At 67.9% G+C, this 13,271-nt stretch carries 7 protein-coding genes; 4 read left to right on the plus strand and 3 right to left on the minus strand.

Annotated elements, in window-relative coordinates; genetic code table 11:
- Positions 1 to 21: 21 nt before the first annotated feature.
- Together LRA89_RS05190 and galB are read right to left on the minus strand one after the other, a co-directional pair.
- A complete protein-coding gene (locus tag LRA89_RS05190) occupies positions 22 to 1,632 on the minus strand; it encodes an inorganic phosphate transporter (RefSeq protein WP_230769295.1) in 1,611 nt (536 codons plus the stop codon).
- A gap of 163 nt (positions 1,633 to 1,795) precedes the next feature.
- Positions 1,796 to 4,480 carry a beta-galactosidase GalB gene (gene galB, locus LRA89_RS05195; protein ID WP_230769296.1) on the minus strand — a complete coding sequence of 895 codons (2,685 nt, stop codon included), beginning with the start codon at positions 4,478 to 4,480 and terminating at the stop codon, positions 1,796 to 1,798.
- 299 nt (positions 4,481 to 4,779) lie between these two features.
- Here galB and LRA89_RS05200 point away from each other — a divergent pair, with 299 nt between their 5' ends.
- The 3 genes from LRA89_RS05200 (at position 4,780) to LRA89_RS05210 (ending at position 9,718) form a co-directional block, all read left to right on the plus strand.
- Entirely contained in the window at positions 4,780 to 5,802 is a 1,023-nt protein-coding gene (locus tag LRA89_RS05200) for a glycoside hydrolase family 43 protein (RefSeq protein ID WP_230769478.1), read from the plus strand.
- A gap of 159 nt (positions 5,803 to 5,961) precedes the next feature.
- A complete protein-coding gene (locus tag LRA89_RS05205; RefSeq protein ID WP_230769297.1) occupies positions 5,962 to 9,186 on the plus strand; it encodes a TonB-dependent receptor in 3,225 nt (1,074 codons plus the stop codon).
- A gap of 154 nt (positions 9,187 to 9,340) precedes the next feature.
- On the plus strand, positions 9,341 to 9,718 hold the full coding sequence (locus tag LRA89_RS05210) for a hypothetical protein (protein WP_230769298.1): 378 nt from the start codon (positions 9,341 to 9,343) through the stop codon (positions 9,716 to 9,718).
- Here the strand turns inward: LRA89_RS05210 and LRA89_RS05215 are convergent.
- Positions 9,671 to 10,630, minus strand: a complete 960-nt coding sequence (locus tag LRA89_RS05215) for a M48 family metalloprotease (RefSeq protein WP_230769299.1) — start codon at positions 10,628 to 10,630, stop codon at positions 9,671 to 9,673. The genes LRA89_RS05210 and LRA89_RS05215 overlap by 48 nt on opposite strands.
- Between LRA89_RS05215 and LRA89_RS05220 the strand changes: the two genes are divergently transcribed.
- A complete protein-coding gene (locus LRA89_RS05220) occupies positions 10,629 to 13,241 on the plus strand; it encodes an O-antigen ligase family protein (RefSeq protein ID WP_230769300.1) in 2,613 nt (870 codons plus the stop codon). The genes LRA89_RS05215 and LRA89_RS05220 overlap by 2 nt on opposite strands.
- Positions 13,242 to 13,271 lie beyond the last annotated feature (30 nt).

The following is a 13,271-nucleotide window of genomic DNA, read 5'->3' on the forward strand; positions in this document are numbered from 1 at the left end:
CTGCGTTCCCCGCCGCCGAAATCAGAACAGCTTGTTGAGCAGGAAGTACAGCGACCCCGACAGCAGCACCGACACCGGCAGCGTCAGCACCCATGCCATCAGCAGGTTGCGCACCGTCGCCATCTGCAACCCCGACCGGTTGGCCGCCATCGTTCCGGCCACGCCCGACGACAGGACATGCGTGGTCGACACCGGCAGGCCGAGGCTGTCGGCACCGAAGATCGTGCCCATCGCCACCAGTTCGGCCGACGCGCCCTGCGCATAGGTCAGGTGGGTCTTGCCGATCTTCTCGCCGACCGTCACGACGATCCGCTTCCACCCGACCATGGTGCCGAGCCCGAGCGCGAAGGCGACCGCGACCTTCACCCACAGCGGGATGAAGCGCGTGCCCGAATCGAGCGAGCCGCGATATTCGGTCAGCACCTGCTTGTCGGCGTCGGTCAGCGCCAGCGCATTCTCCTTCGACAGCCGCTTGATCGCTTCCGACGTCAGATACATGTCGTTGCGCATGTTGCCGCTGACGGCGGCGGGCACCTTGGCCAGACGGCCATATTCGCGGACCTGCTGGTCGATCGCGCCGATCATCGTCGACACGGCGGGCACGGTGTCGGCGGCGATCTTGTGCGAGGCGATGTAGCTTTGCGCCCGGGTGCGGGCGGCCGCTTCTTCGGGCGCGGCCTGCACCTGCGCACGCGGGCCGAGCACGCGGAGCGCGGCGGCGCTGTTGGTGGCGAACTGCGCCTCATATTGCGCGGGCACCGCGCGGTTGAGCGCATAGGCGGTGGGCACCGTGCCGATCAGGATCAGCATGATGAGCCCCATGCCCTTCTGCCCGTCGTTCGATCCGTGTGCGAAGCTGACGCCGGTGCAGGTGAAGATCAGCAGGCAGCGAATCCATAGCGGCGGCGGCGTATCGGCGACCGGTGCTTCATACAGCGCGCGGTTGCGCACCAGCGTCTTCATCGCAAGGAACAGCAACGCCGCCACGCCGAAACCGATCGCTGGCGATACCAGCAGCGCCTTGCCGATGTCCGCCGCCTTGTCCCAGTCGACGCCGGCCGAACCGCTGCGCCCCTGGATGATCGCATTCGCCACGCCGACGCCGATGATCGATCCGATCAGCGTATGCGACGACGACGACGGAATGCCGAGCGCCCAGGTGGCGAGGTTCCACACGATCGCCGCGATCAGCAACGCGAACACCATCGCGAACCCCGACGCCGAGCCGGCGCCAAGGATCAGCTCGACCGGCAACAGCGAGATGATCCCGAACGCCACCGCCCCCGTCGACAGCAGCACGCCGAGGAAATTGAACACCCCGGACCACACGACGGCGACATGCGCCGGCATCGAATTGGTATAGATCACGGTGGCGACCGCATTGGCGGTGTCGTGGAAACCGTTGACGAATTCGAAGCCGAGCGCGATCACCAGCGCCAGCAACAGCAGCGCGAAGGGCATCAGCGTCAGCGGATCGACGCTGACGGCGGCGGCATCGCGATAGACGTTGTAGAACACGTATCCGAGCGCGGCGATGATTGCCACAACGAACCCAAGGGAACCGGCACGACCGAAATTGTCGTCCAGTTTCGGGCCGGGGCGTCCATCCCGCTCCAGCGCTGCGCTCGTCATCGATATTCCCCTGCCGAATGAACGGGTCGTCCTATCGACGAAGTGTGACAGCTTCACACCGCCCGGGTGTCGGCATCGCGCCGGGCGAGCGGCCCATAGCGGATGGATCAGGCTTTGGCGATATTGTTCGGTCGCATCGCCGGCACCCCGCCGGCGGCCGCGATCAGCCGGGCGGAACCGGCGTGATGACGACCCGCGCCGGGACCAGTCCGTCGGCCTCGGCGATCAGCGTGATCGGCCCGCGCGCGCCTTCGTCGGCGCGGACGATCGCCAGCGCCTTGCCGTTGAAGGCATGCCGCACCGCCGAGGGAAAGGCGGTCAGGTCGGTCGGATCGCCGTTGTCGGTCGCGACCAGCACGCCCGGCCCCTCCACCCGGAAGCGGACCGGCGGCTTGGCCGCCGGCGCGATTCGCTGCGCCGCATCGACCACGTCGAGCGTGACGAAGGCGAGGTCGCGGCCGTCCGCCATGATCCGGTTGCGATCGACGCTGGCCTTCAACGCGGTCGCCGCACCGGTCGTCGCCACGGTTTCGCTCGCCCATGGCTGGCCGTTCTTCCACGTCACGACCTTCACCTCGCCCGGCTGGTACGTCACGAAATCCCAGCGGAAGCGATAGGCATAGGGCGCGCGCTTCACCCGGCCCTGCGACACGCCGTTCACGAACAGCTCCGCCTCGTCCGCCGAGCTGAACACCTGCACCGGCGTCACCTGACCCTCGCGGCCGGGCCAGCTCCAGTGCGGCAGGATATGCGCGAATTTCAGGGTGGGCCGCCAGCGCGCCTGATACAGCCAGTAGCGGTCCTTCGGAAAACCGGCGAGATCGACGATCCCCGAATAGGAGCTGCGCGAGGTATAATAGGGCGTCGGCTCGCCCAGATAATCGAAGCCGGTCCAGACGAACTCGCCCGCGACCCCCGGATTCTGGTCGATCGCCGACCATTCGCGGTCGGGCGTCGATCCGAAATCGGCGGCGTGCAGTTCATACGCGCTCACCTGATGCGTTACCGGATCGCCGCCCGAGCCGGGGCGTACCGGTCCGCTGACGCTGCCCGACACCGGGAACAGATACTCGCCGCGACTGCTCAGCGCCGACGCGCTCTCGCTCTCGAACAATACCTTGGTCGGGAATTTCGCGCGGAAACCGGGATATTGCCCCGGCAACGTGCGGATGCCGCCGCCCTGATAGTTGATGTTGATGACGTCGACTTCGGCCGGAAGCGGCATGTCGGGCTTGGCATAGTTCATCGCGGTCGTCGTCGGCCGCGTATCCTCCTGCCGCACGATCGACACCAGTTCGCGTGCGATCTTCGCCCCCTCCTCGCCGGTATATTGCTCGCCCACCTCGTTGCCGACACTCCACAGCATGATCGACGGGTGGTTGCGGTCGCGCCGCAGCATCGCGCGCAGATCGGCTTCGTGCCAGTCGGGAAAGATCAGGTGGAAATCGAGCGGGGTCTTCTTGCGCTCCCACGAATCGAACACCTCGTCGATCACGAGGAACCCCATGCGATCGGTCAGTTCGAGCAGCCCCGGCGCCGGCGGATTGTGGCTCAGCCGGATCGCGTTGACGCCCATCTCGCGCAGGATTTCCAACTGCCGTTCGGCCGCGCGCATGTTGAACGCCGCGCCGATCGCGCCGAGGTCATGGTGGTTGTTGACGCCGTTCAGCGTCACCGCCTCGCCATTGACCAGAACGCCCCGCGCCCCTTCGAACCGGATGTCGCGCACGCCGAAGCGTGTCTCGTAGCTGTCGACCAGCCGTCCGTTCAGCCGCACCTGCGATACCGCGACATAGCGGTTGGGCGCCTGTGTCGGCGGCGGTCCCCACAGCCGCGGATGGGCGATGGTGGTACGCCCGTCGAACCGGGCGGTCGCCTTTGCCGCCACCGTCTGCCGCACCGGCGCGATCCGCGCCACCGCCTTGCCCGTGCGCGCGCCATTGGCGTCGAGTGCGTAGAGGTCGCTCGTCACCTCGACGGTCGCGGGGGTCGTATCGTCGTTGTCGACGCTCAGCGCCAGCGTGACCTCGGCCGCCTCCTTCGACACGCTGGGCGTCCGCACGACGCTGCCCCATTGCGCGACATGCACTGCCCGGGTCTTTACCAGCCACACGTCGCGGTAGAGGCCGGCGCCGGGATACCAGCGCGCCGATTCGGGCGGATTGTCGAGCCGGATCGACAATTGGTTGCGCTGGCCCGGCACGACATAGGGCGTCAGGTCGAGCCGCCAGCTATTATAGCCATAGGGCCAGCCGCCGACGAGATGCCCGTTCAGCCAGACGGTGGCATAGGCCATCGCCCCCTCGACATCGAGGAACACCGATTTGCCGCGATCGGCGGCGGCGATGTCGATCGTCCGGCGATACCATGCCGGCCCCCAGGTCCTGAGCCGCCCCATGCCGCCATAGGGGCCGTCCTTCAGAAACGGTCCGGCGATCGCCCAGTCGTGCGGCAACTGCACCCGCTGCCACGCGGCATCGTCGAAGGTCGCACGGACATAGGGGACGTCGCTGCCCGGATCGCCCGCCGGCCGGACATGGCGCTTCGCCGGATCGGCGATGAAGGCATTGGCGCTGGGCAGGATCCACGGTTTCAACACCCGCTGGTTCGCCGCGTCGACCACGACCGCCGCATCGGGCATGGCGTCGGCGACCTTGCCGTCGGCGCTGCGCTCGACCACCGGCCGCACGTCGTACCGCAGGTCGACGGTGTTCCCCGCCGGATCGCCTTGCTGGAACCGCCACTCGTCCAGCCGGATGCGTTGCGTCTGGGCCTCGGCGACCGGACTGACCAATATTGTCAGCGCGATCGCGCAGGCGGCGTACCGATGATCGGGATACCGCGGCATTGTCTCTCCTTGGGCCGGATTATTTCTCGTTACCGCTATCATCCCCGGCGATCGACCGATCGTCAACCTGCCATATGCCGTCCGTGGTTTGGCATCCGCCCGTTATATTGTAAGACCAATGACCACGCCATCCCAGGCGAACGCGACCTTGCCCAACCGGCGGTGATAGCGCTAACGATCGGCCTGACCACCGGCGATGGCGGCGATCAGGAGAGACGATGACCAGAATGACTTGGGCGGCGACCATGTCCGCCGCGATGCTCGCGTCGTGTACCACCACGGCCCCGACCCCGCCCGTAATGGCCAGTGCCGCCGCCCCCGCCGCGCGGTCCGATCCGGCGCGCTATCTGTCGCAGCCGCTGGTTAGCGAAATCTACACCGCCGACCCCTCGGCACATGTGTGGAACGGCAAGATCTACGTCTATCCCAGCCACGACATCGACGGGCCGACCCCCGAGGACGATCTGGGCGCGCATTTCGAGATGCGCGACTATCGCGTGATGAGCATGGACCGCGTCGGCGGGCCGGTCACGCTGCATCCGGTCGCGCTCGACGTGGCGCAGGTGCCATGGGCCGCCAGCCAGATGTGGGCGCCCGATGCCGCGAAGAAGGGCGATACCTATTATCTCTATTTCCCGGCCAAGGACCGGCAGGGCGCGTTCCGCATCGGCGTCGCCACCTCGAAATCGCCGACCGGCCCGTTCGTGCCCAACCCCCAGCCGATCAAGGGCAGCTTCTCGATTGATCCGGCGGTGTTCACCGACGACGATGGCCGCAGCTATATGTATTTCGGCGGAATCTGGGGCGGACAGTTGCAGCGCAACACCACCGGCACCTACGACCCGAACGGCTCCAAGACCGACCTGAGGGCCGACGACAAGCCGGCCCTCATGCCCAAGGTCGCCGCGCTCGACGGCAGCATGACCGAATTCGCCGAGGCCCCGCGCGACGTCGTGATCCTCGATCCGCAGGGCAAGCCGCTGCTCGGCGGCGATCACGACCGGCGTTTCTTCGAAGCGTCGTGGATGCACAAATATAACGGCAAATATTATTTCAGCTATTCCACCGGCAACACGCACTACATCAACTATGCGATCGGCACCTCGCCCTACGGACCGTTCACCTATACCGGCCGCATCCTCGATCCGGTCGAGGGCTGGACGACGCACCATTCGATCGTGAAGGCGAACGGCAAATGGTGGCTGTTCTATGCCGACACGCAATTGTCGGGACAGACGCGGCTGCGCAACGTCAAGGTGACGGAACTGACCTATAATCCCGACGGCACGATCGTGACGATCGACCCGATGCGCCGTCGCTGACCCGGCCGGCTGCCGCCCGGTTTCGGCCGGGCGGCACGCCAGACCGGTTGCGGCAAGACGATTCATACAATTGGTCTAGCCAGTTGACGCAACCCATCTGATAGCGCTACCACCTTTCCATCAGACCGCGAATCCGCGGCGTCATTGGGGAGAGGTTTCATGGCCACCACGGGTTTGTTGCGTCGCGCGGGTTCGCTCTCGATGCTGTTGCTGGGCACCACCGCCTGGCCGGTGCTGGCGCAGACCACCACCCCGCCGACCGCTACCGTCGTCACCGAAACCACCGCCGCCGAGGCGCAGGCACAGGATGGTGCCGGCGCGACCCAGCCGACCGCGATCGATTCGACCGCGCAGGCCCCGGCCGACCCGTCCACCACCGGCAATGACGACATCGTCGTCACCGGCTACCGCGCGTCGCTGACCAGCCAGACCAACGCCAAGCGCAACTCGATCGGCTTCACCGACACGATCTTCGCCGAGGACATCGGCAAGTTCCCCGACACCAACATCGCCGAATCGGTCAACCGCATCCCCGGCGTGACCATCAGCCGCGAAGTGACCGGCGAAGGCGCCAACGTCGCGATCCGCGGCCTTGGCACCAACTTCACCCGCGTGCTGCTGAACGGCGCGCCGGCGGCGATCGCCTCGGTCCGCTTCGATGCGCAGAGCACCAACCGCGAAGTCGACCTCGACCTGATCCCGACCGAGCTGTTCACCCAGTTGACCGTCAGCAAGTCCCCGACCGCCAGCCAGATCGAAGGGGGTGCCGCCGGCACCGTCAACCTGCGTTCGGCACGGCCGTTCGACAATCCCAAGCCCTATATCAGCTATGGCCTTCAGGGTTCGAAGGTCAGCACCGCCGACAAATGGGGCTATCGCGGCCATGTGCTGGCCAGCGCGACCTTCGGCGACTTCGGCATTCTCGTCGGCGGCGCGGCGGTCAAGAACCAGTTCCGCGTCGACGGGTTCGAGACGGTCGGCTGGACCAACCCCAATCTGACCGCCGCACAGAGCAGCTCGGCGACCCGCAACGCGACCGGCGGCGGCAACTTCACCATTCCGACGACCGTCCCCGCCAATGCCGGCAACGGCCTGATCGCCGGTACGGTGATCGATCAGGCGTTCCTGCTGCGCAACAATCCGGGTGCGACGATCGACCAGATCGACAACGGCATCCTGCCGCGCCTCGGCCGTCCGCGCACCGAAATCGGCGAACGCACCCGCTACAACGGTCTCGTCAGCCTCGAATGGCGGCCGAGCGACGCGCTGCACTTCTATGTCGATGGCATGTACGCCAAGCGCGATACCGAATTCACCCGCACCGCGATGAACTGGGCGGTGCGCAACGGCGCGGCGATCCCGCTCAACACCACCTATGACAAGACCGACTGTTCGGCCGGTTGCACCGTCACCGGCGGCACCTATGCCAATGCGCAGTTCTTCCTCGAATATCGCCCCTACAAGGACACGCAGGACTATTGGGGCGTGAACCCCGGTGCCGAGTTCGTCGTCAACGATTTCATCAAGGGCGACCTGCAGGCCAACTACACGCAGAGCAACTTCCGCCGCGAAAGCCCGACCTTCCTCGTCATCACCCCGCCGAGCAGCGGAACGACCGTCACCTACAAGAACGACGGCGGCATTCCGTCGATCACCAGCAACGTCGATCTCAACAATCCGGCCAATTTCGGCTGGGCGGGCGGCGGCCGCGTCAACCTGAACGGCGAGGAGCGCAAGACCGAGACGCGCGGCATCCGCGGCAGCCTGTTGTTCGGCGACGAAAAGCGTTTCAGCGTCCGCGTCGGCGGCGCCTATGACGACGTCAGCCGCCGGATCACGCCGTTCGACAACACCATTCCGTGGCAGGCCGCGATCTGTGGCAACAACCCCAGCGTGGTGCTGCCCAGCCCGAACCGCCAGCCGATCTGCGACGGCGCCAACGTGCCCGGCACGGTCGCACCCTCGGGCTATCCGACCTATCCGGCGTACGGCACGGCGGCGACCGTCGGCGGCGCGCCGCTCGTTTATCGCGGGTCGATCATCCCGACGGCGGCGGTCCCCTCCTATCTGCTGCCCGGCGACAATGGCTTCGTCACCGTCGACTGGAACAAGGTGAAGGCGGCGACCGGGTACGACCAGTTGCTCGCCGGCGCGACCGAGACGGGGGCGGGCAGCAGCGGCGCCAACGGCGGCCTGATCCGCGAAAAGGTGACGGGCACCTTCGTCGAGATGAACGGCGTGTTCGACGTGGGTGACGAGGATACCATCCGCCTGAACGGCGGCGTGCGCTATGTCCGTACCGAACAGGTCGTCGGCGGGCGCACCACCGTGCCCAATCCGCTCAACACGCGGAACGGCGTGACCTGCCCGGGCAGCAGCGCCAACAACTTCGCGCTCGACGGGTCGTGCTATGCGCCGATCATCAACTTCACCGAGACGAACCGGCTCTATTCCAACTTCCTGCCCTCGGCGAGCATCGCCTACAACTTCGGGCGCAAGGCGGTGGCGCGCGGCTCGATCTCGCGGACGATGACCCGGCCCGATCCGAACCAGCTCCTGCCAGGCGCCAGCTTCGTCCAGCCCTCGGCCGACGTCGGCACGCTCGGCAACAACGCGCTTAACCCGTATATCTCGGACAATATCGACCTCGGCTTCGAATATTATACCGGCGGCGAAGGCGTGATCGCGGTCGCGGCGTTCCGCAAGTCGATCACCGGCTTCACCATCAACGGCGTCAACACCGTTCCCTTCTCGACGCTCGAACCCTTCGGCATCACCTTCTCGTCGCTGACGCAGGCGCAGCAGCAGGCGCTGATCGATCGCGCCCGCCCCTCGGGCATCGCCCCCGAACAGGTGCTGATCCAGATCCAGCAGCAGGTGAACGCCAACGGCAAGCTGAAGGTCAACGGTCTGGAATTCCAGATCACCCAGCCGCTCGACTTCCTGACGCGCCATATCGGCGTCGAGGGCTTCGGCGTGCAGGGCAACCTGACGCTGATCGACCAGAAGGGTGAAGGCACCGGCGCCCCCGCCGTCGCGCTAGGCGTCGCCCCCACCACCTATACGCTGACCGGCTATTATGAGGGCAACGGCCTGTCGACGCGGCTGACCTACACCTACAACGAAGGGTCGCAGGGTTCGGGGCTGAACCAGAACGGCATCACCAACGGCGCGATCTTCGGCCGCAACTATGGTCAGCTCGACTTCTCGGGCAACGTCGACCTCGGCAAGATCCTCGGCAACGACTATCTGCCGACCGTCGTCGTCAACGTCATCAACATCACCAAGCAGGCGCAGGCGAGCTACTTCCAGTTCCCCAACGCGACCTTCAACGAATATAATCCCGGCCGCACGCTGCTGGTCGGCATCCGCGGCCGCTTCTGATCGGTCCGGTTCAACCCTTCCCTCCCCTGACGTGGTCGGCATCCATGCCGGCCACGTTTTTTTATGCCGGATGACCGAAACGTCACGATCCGGCCAGCCGGCGGTAGCATCCGGCGCGTCAGATGGTCCGGTGTGGGCGGCAGGGAGCCAGGCGATGCAGAGCACGGCAGAACGAACCAACCGGTCGGATACCCCCCGGACCAGCCACCGCCGGCGCGCCAGGCCGCTCGACGAGCGCATCTGCCACATGATCTGCCCGATCGCCGCGGCGATGGTCGGCGTCTGCCTGACCGGGATCGGGCTGCTTCACGTCACCCTGTCGCTGCACCGCCAGCACAGCTTCGCCGACGACCTGCTCTCGATCGATGCGCTGACGTTCCTGATCGCGACGCTCAGTTCCTATTTCGCGATGCGGACCCAGTCGGCACGGCGGCTCCACCGGCTGGAACGGATTGCCGATGCGACGTTCATCACCGCGATGCTGCTACTGACGGCGGCCTGTTTCATCATCACCTATGTGCTGAACGCCTGACCCGTCCCCGGCCAGCACCGCGCGCAACGCGGCGATACGGACGGCGGTGGCGGGATGGTCGCGATCGAGCCAGTCGATCCGCCCGCGCGACACCGCCTCCAGCAGCGGGATCGCGGCGGCGGGCGCAAAGCCGGCATCGACCATGATCGCCACCGCCAGCCGGTCCGCCGCCAGTTCCTGCGCCCGCACGTCCACCCGGTCGCGTGCCGCGCGGCGCGCCGCGACATGGCCGAGCAGGATGTGCGCCATCTCGTGCGCCATCGCAAAGGCGAGCGCATCGTCCCGCGACGCAAGCCGCGCGAGGCCGGACGTGACCGCGATATAGCGCCCGTCGGCGCGGGCGTTGACCCCGTCCTCGATCGCGACCGCAAAACGCGCCGCGCATCCCGCATCGCCGGCCAACATCAGCGACAACGCCTGCCCGTCGCGCCGGATACCGATCGTTACCGGCCCCCGCGCCAGTGCGCCGGCCAGATAGTCGACCATCCGTTCGGTCCGGTCGAACGAAGCCGCCGCGCCGATCGCATCGCGCGCGAAGCCGGTCAGGTCGCGACCGTCGATCGCGACGATCTCATCGCCCGCCCGCACCCCGGCCCGCGCCGCCGCGCCGTTCGCCACGACCGCGCGGACGCCGAAACCATCGCCCAGTCCCAGCGACTTGGCGATTGCGGCACGGTCGCTTTGCGCATATCCGCCGATGTCGTGGAGTATCAGGCCGGACATCTTTTCGGGTACCGCGCAGCGCGCCTGTGCGCCGCGCGCCAGACGATAGCCGATCGTGGCGATGCGGGTTTCCAGTGCCAGATCGTCGTCGACCGGTGACGCTCCGGCCGATGCCGGCATCGCGATCATGCACAGCACGAGCGCGATCCATCGCCACCACGGCGCGAACAATCTGGAACGGATGACCATGGCCCGCAGCGCCTCCTTCGCCGGCGGATCGCACGCCCCGCGTCGATCCGCAAACCTTCCCTATCCGGATGCCGGCGGGACGGACGACCGCGCGTGGCGGGGTGAGGTCGTGCCGCTCGTCTATCTCGCCTTCGTCCTGCTGCTGGGTGGCGGCGGCACCTATTATCCGCTGGTCGAAACGGCGATCGAATGGGCCGCGATCGGCGTGATCGGCTGGTCGGCGCTGCGGCTGCGCCATGCCGCGATCGGCCCGTTCGGCAAGGCGTTGCTGGCGCTCGCCGCGCTCGCGCTGCTGCTGCCGCTCGCGCAACTGATCCCGTTGCCATGGAGCATGTGGAGCACGCTGGGCGGGCAGGAACAGGCCGTCGCCATCTACCGCATCCTCGGCTGGGAAGGCGTATCGCGACCGCTCAGCCTCTCCCCCGATGCCACGCGGGCGACGCTGCTCGCGCAACTGCCGGCGCTGGCCGCGCTGCTGGCGGTGCTGGGGCTGTCATGGACCGCACGGCTCGTTGCGTTGCGTATCGTCGTCGCAATCGCGCTGCTCGGCATACTCGTCGCCGCGCTCCAGATCGCGGCCGGGCCGGATGCCGCGCCGCTGCTCTACGACACCGCACACCGCGGCTATGGCGTCGGGTTGTTCGTCAACCGCAACCATCAGGCGGTGTTCCTGCTGGTCGCGATGCTGGTATCCACCGTCCCCGGCGTGCTGGTTCCCGATCGGCGCGGCGTGGGCGGCATCGGCCGCCTGCCGTTCCCCGCGCTCCTCGCGATCGTCGCCCTGCTGGCGATGGGTGTGCTGGCCAGCGCGTCGCGGACCGCGCTGCTGCTCCTGCCGCTGGCGCTGGCCGGCGCGCTGCTGCCCTTCGTCCGCCGGGTGCGACACGGTCGCTGGCTGCCCGCGACGATCGGCGTCGCCATGGTCGCGGCGGTCGCGCTGTGGTTCACCCCGCTGGTGCAGGGCGTCCTCGCCCGCTTCGCGACGGTCGGGGAGGAAGATCGCTACAACTACTGGGACAACAGCCTGTTCGCGCTGCGCCAGTCGCTGCCATGGGGCACGGGCTTCGGCAGTTTCCAGACGGTGTATCCCGTCGTCGAACCGCTCGACCAGATCCAGTTCCTGACCGTGCCGCACGCGCACAGCGACTATCTCGAACTGGCGATGGAGGGAGGCGTGCCCGCGCTGGCGCTGGCGCTGGCCGGACTGGTGCTGGTCGGCTGGGGACTGGTCGCGGCGTTGCGCACGGACGGGGCCGATGCCACGACCCGGCGCGGCGTGGCGATCGGGGCCACCGGCGGCATCGTCATGCTGCTGGCGGGATCGATCGTCGATTTCCCGCTGCGGATGAGCGCGCTGCTGACCTTGTTCGCGGCACTGGTCGCGCTGCTCGCGCCACCGGCGGTCGCGCCGGCACGCCGGCGCAGTGGCATCGCGTGGCGTATCGTCGTCGCGGTCGTCCTGCTGGGCGCTGCATGGCAGGCGCTGGCGCAAGGATTGTCGCAGCAACTGATGCACGGCCGGCAAGGGGCCGCCGCCGCGCAGGTCGCGCCATGGTCCGGCCGGGCGTGGGCGATGGTCGCCGCGCAGCACCCGCTTCCCGCACAGGCGGCGGCGGCGGAAGCCGCCGCGCAGCGCGCGCTCGCCATCCGGCCGATGGACGCGGTCGCGGTGCGGGTCGCCGGGCTGGCCGCCATCGCGCGGGGCGATACCGCGACCGGACAGACGCTGCTACGACAAGCGGCGCAGCTCGGCTGGCGCGACGCACCGACGCAATTGTGGCTGGTGCGCGAGGCGATCAACGCCGGTGCGTTCGACTTCGCGCTCGAACGGATCGACGCGCTGCTGCGCCAGCGGCAACTGGCGCCGATCCTCTATGCGCAGATGAGCCGGCTGTTCGATCTGCCCGAGGGCCGCAGCGCGATCGCTCGTCGGCTGGCGGAGAAACCCGGCTGGCGGCAAGGGTTCCTCAACACGCTCGCACGCGGCGCCCCCGACCGCGTCGACGCGCTGGCCGCCTTCTATGGCGATCTGGCGCGGGCCGGCGTGCCGGTTCGCACCGACGAGGTCCGGCTGACGCTGTGGCGACTGGCCGAGGCCGGCGACATGGTCGCTGCCGAACGGCTGTGGCGGATCGCCGGGGGCACCGGGCGGATCGGCAATGGCGGGTTCGATGCTCCGGCCGGCGCATTGCCGCCCGCCGCACCGCCGTTCGACTGGCGCGCGCCGCCCGCCGCCGGGGTGCGCGTCGCGATCGGCGAGCCCGACCAGCCGTGGAACGGACAGGCGGTCGAGATCGCCGCCGATGCCGGGTCCGCCGGCACGCCGCTGGCGCAGCGGACCCGGTTGCTGCCCGGTACCTACCGGCTGGGCTTCGTCCTGCGCAGCGACGGTCCGCTCCCCGCGCTCGACTGGATCGTCGCGTGTGGCGACGCGCCGCCGGTCGCGGCGACGCTGCCCGCACCGGTCGCGGATCGTGGCTGGCAACGCTACGCCGGGACCTTCCGCCTGCCCGGTGGGTGCGACGACAGCGAAATGCGCGTCCGGCTGGGCGAGACGAACCGGGCGGTATCGGCATGGATCGACGACGTGACGCTTGCCCGGACCGGCTGATCGACCGCACCACACCCACCAGATGCGCAT

The organism is Sphingomonas sp. Leaf4 (assembly GCF_920939515.1).
In the GTDB taxonomy this organism is placed as follows: domain Bacteria; phylum Pseudomonadota; class Alphaproteobacteria; order Sphingomonadales; family Sphingomonadaceae; genus Sphingomonas.

Coding starts and splice junctions, on each gene's coding strand:
- LRA89_RS05205 (WP_230769297.1), top strand. CDS start 5,962: ATGGCCACCACGGGTTTGTTGCGTCGCGCGGGTTCGCTCTCGATGCTG.
- LRA89_RS05220 (WP_230769300.1), top strand. CDS start 10,629: ATGGCCCGCAGCGCCTCCTTCGCCGGCGGATCGCACGCCCCGCGTCGA.
- LRA89_RS05210 (WP_230769298.1), top strand. CDS start 9,341: ATGCAGAGCACGGCAGAACGAACCAACCGGTCGGATACCCCCCGGACC.
- LRA89_RS05190 (WP_230769295.1), bottom strand. CDS start 1,632: ATGACGAGCGCAGCGCTGGAGCGGGATGGACGCCCCGGCCCGAAACTG.
- galB (WP_230769296.1), bottom strand. CDS start 4,480: ATGCCGCGGTATCCCGATCATCGGTACGCCGCCTGCGCGATCGCGCTG.
- LRA89_RS05215 (WP_230769299.1), bottom strand. CDS start 10,630: ATGGTCATCCGTTCCAGATTGTTCGCGCCGTGGTGGCGATGGATCGCG.
- LRA89_RS05200 (WP_230769478.1), top strand. CDS start 4,780: ATGGCCAGTGCCGCCGCCCCCGCCGCGCGGTCCGATCCGGCGCGCTAT.